Source organism: Bullifex porci, from assembly GCF_009695635.1.
GTDB lineage: Bacteria > Spirochaetota > Spirochaetia > Sphaerochaetales > Sphaerochaetaceae > Bullifex > Bullifex porci.
Genome location: NZ_VUNN01000043.1, coordinates 1 through 3,117 on the forward strand (window position 1 = coordinate 1; position 3,117 = coordinate 3,117).

A 3,117-nucleotide genomic window follows, 5' to 3' on the forward strand; every position below is an offset into this window, starting at 1 on the left:
GTTTGCCCACATTGTGGACGCGCTCTTATTATATAGGGAGTGCAGGAGTGGTATCGCAAGAGACCATCATGAAATACATCGAAAACCAGAAGAATGTATAGCCATGCTTTCATCTCCCGCCTAAAGACGGGAGTCTTCCCGCATGGATTTTATAAAGTTGAATCTGCATTTTTATCACTAGACTTAAATATTATATCTACTATCTAAGTCCTAGATATACAGATGGCTCTAGAAAATTATTTTTCTTACTATTAGATACATAGTTGTAAATACATAATTTGTCAAATCATATTTTGACAAATTATAATTTGACATAAATAATATTTTCATGGAAAAGTTTATAGGAAGAGAAAAAGAACTAAAAGAATTAGAGAAAAGGTTCAGCTCTGATGCTTTTGAGTTCATTATTGTTTATGGACGCAAAAGGGTTGGCAAGACCATGCTCATAGAGCAAAGTATCAATAATAGAAGATGTATCTTTCTCCAAGGCACATCAAATTTAAAATACAATCTTGAAGAACTATCTAATCAGGTTTTTTCTCTGTATTTAGAGTATCAAGGGCTGATAAAATTCAATAGCTATCAGGATTTTTTTAGATTCCTTTCTGTGAAAACAAAGGACGAGAGTCTTATTGTTGTTTTCGATGAAATTTCCTATATTGCTCAAGCTGATCCCTCCTTTTTGGAAATCCTTCAGAGTTTTATTGATCATGATTTTAAGAGCTGTAAACTCAAGCTGATTTTATCAGGATCCTCTGTTCACTTCATGGAAAGTAATGTAATGGGACCACAGAGTCCCCTTTTTGGCAGAAGAACCCTTTCCTTAAGATTAAAACCTTTTCGTATTAATGAAAGTGGACGTTTCCTCTCTTCTTGGTCAATAGACGATAAAGCTTCTGCCCACGTATTAACTGGAGGCATTCCCTTTTATTTAAAGTTATTATCTTCATATAAGAACCTAGAAAGTGCTCTTAATGATTTATTCTTCACGCCTACGGGCTTTTTATATAACGAAGAGAGAGTACTTTTTAATAGTTCTGTTAGAGCTTTAAATAACTATGAAATGGTTTTATCAACTATAGCAGGAGGTGCTAACAAAACAGGAGATATAGCAAACAAGGTTGGGCTTGATAAAGCAAATGTAAGTAGTATTCTTCAAAATCTTTGTATGATGGGTATAGTTGAAGAAGTTTACTCTATTGCTCCAAAACTCAAGAAAATTGGGTGGCATATCACTGACGGGTATTTCGCTTTCTATTTTAGATTTATTTATCCTTACCGTAACCTTATAGAAAGAAACCAAGGGATAATTGCCTTAAACCACACATATGAAAACCTAAGTACTTTTATTGGGCGAAGAATTGAGCCTGACTTTATTGATTACGTCCTAGGAAACACTCTGTTTGCTCCAGAGCGATATGGCTTTTCTGAGTTTCCTACCCCTATTAATAAGCAAAATGAAGAGATAGACCTAGTTGCAATAGATAGAGAAGGAAGATATCTCTTTGGTGAGTGTAAGTGGAGGAATCAGAAGGTAGGAGAGGATGTACTTACCTCATTAGCAAGAAAGGCTTCTCTTCTTTCTTCTTCTGTATATGGTTTATATGTATGCTCCAAATCTGGTTTCACAGATGAAGCCCTTGAAATGGCAAAGCATAATAATAAATTTCATCTAATTAACGGAGATGAACTACTAGAGAGTTAAGTATTAGTAGGTCTTATAGTTACACCTTGATATTAATCCAACTGGTCACCATGCTCATTTCCTCCTTAATTGTAAAAGGATTGAGGATGGTGACTTGTAGCAAATATTTTGTATATGTAGACAGATTACAAAATTAATACCCAATAAACTCAATAATAAAAAAAATATTCTTTTCTAACCTTTGTTGTGATAATTGAAAGTTTAACTCTATTAATTATCATGAGTATTATTACAAAAATAATGAGAGAAAGGGCTGATTGCTCTAAAGTAATTAAAAGTAAATATCCAGGATTACCTAAATATGAGTGTCCTAATCTAGAAGTACTTAAAATAATTGCATTTGGAAGTGTATATGATGAATCAACATGTACTATTTCTCCTTATAGCTATCCTTCTGAAGAAAATCTAGCAGCTGCAAATGAGTTAATAGATTTATTCGATGCTAATTCCAGGCTCTCATTAAAAATAAATAAAACCTTAGACTGGGTATATACAATTGAAGATGCAAGAAAATTTGAAGAAAACTTCGAAGCTTTTATTAATAGCTATGCTCTTCTAAATGGAGAAGAACATTCACCAGCTTTTATTATTTCTTATCTGAAAAATCATAATGCCGACTTAAAGAATTATAATATTGTAGCTGAAAAAACTTTTAGATTTTCATGCTGGAGAAAAGAATTAGATTTCACAGATAAATGGTCACCTAATACAAAAAGAGTATATTATGATGTCGATATCATTCCGTGCAATAAAAATACTTTTTTCAAAGCTTTAGAAGATTGTGATAGTTATATAAAAAACTATCAAATATAGAATTACAAACAATTTAAACAATAGTTAAATAATTAAAGAGGAAGAATATGAATGACAATTTAAGAAAAACTTTTCATCAATTAACACAATATATTTCTGATTTTGTAGATTCTCAAACATAAAGAAAGGCATTGGAAAAAGATAAAATAAACTTACTTTCAATTGCAATGTATTTATGTAGTATTGGCGCAAGACCATCATTTGTAGATGGGAATAGTGGTTATACTGAAAAGGACATAACAGAAATACTTGATAAAATTGAAGATGAAGAAATAAAACTATATTTTCAAAACCTTTCAAAAAAACTCTGATAAAAACATTATCATAGCTCCTTGCACTAAAAAACCTTTTAATTCAGAAGATTTCTTTCAATTTAAATGGTGTGTCTTTGCGAATATTTAAAATATAATGCTAACAGATACATTGATAAAGGTATAATAAAGAGAGCCTCAGAGAAACTAAAGATAAAAATGGGAGTGTAATTCATTTTGTGGACATTTCCTCTTAGCTAGGCAGAAGAAGAAAAATAATCTGTAGCTGAGGTGGCAGACTGCTACCTTTTCCAGCTATCAGAATTCTAGATGCATATAAAGGTGCTG

General features: G+C 31.7%; 4 protein-coding genes. All 4 read left to right on the forward strand.

Going from position 1 to position 3,117, the window contains the following annotated elements:
- Positions 1–101 (forward strand): transposase (locus FYJ80_RS11445; RefSeq protein ID WP_235899643.1); only part of this gene is annotated, 101 nt, incomplete at its 5' end.
- 227 nt (positions 102–328) lie between these two features.
- Positions 329–1,705 carry an AAA family ATPase gene (locus FYJ80_RS11450; protein ID WP_154427020.1) on the forward strand — a complete coding sequence of 459 codons (1,377 nt, stop codon included), beginning with the start codon at positions 329–331 and terminating at the stop codon, positions 1,703–1,705.
- A 219-nt stretch (positions 1,706–1,924) separates the two neighbouring features.
- Positions 1,925–2,518: a hypothetical protein gene (locus FYJ80_RS11455; RefSeq protein ID WP_154427022.1), complete on the forward strand. Its 594-nt coding sequence runs from the start codon at positions 1,925–1,927 to the stop codon at positions 2,516–2,518.
- Between the two features lie 131 nt (positions 2,519–2,649).
- On the forward strand, positions 2,650–2,829 hold the full coding sequence (locus FYJ80_RS11460) for a hypothetical protein (protein WP_154427024.1): 180 nt from the start codon (positions 2,650–2,652) through the stop codon (positions 2,827–2,829).
- The last annotated feature ends 288 nt before the right edge of the window (positions 2,830–3,117 follow it).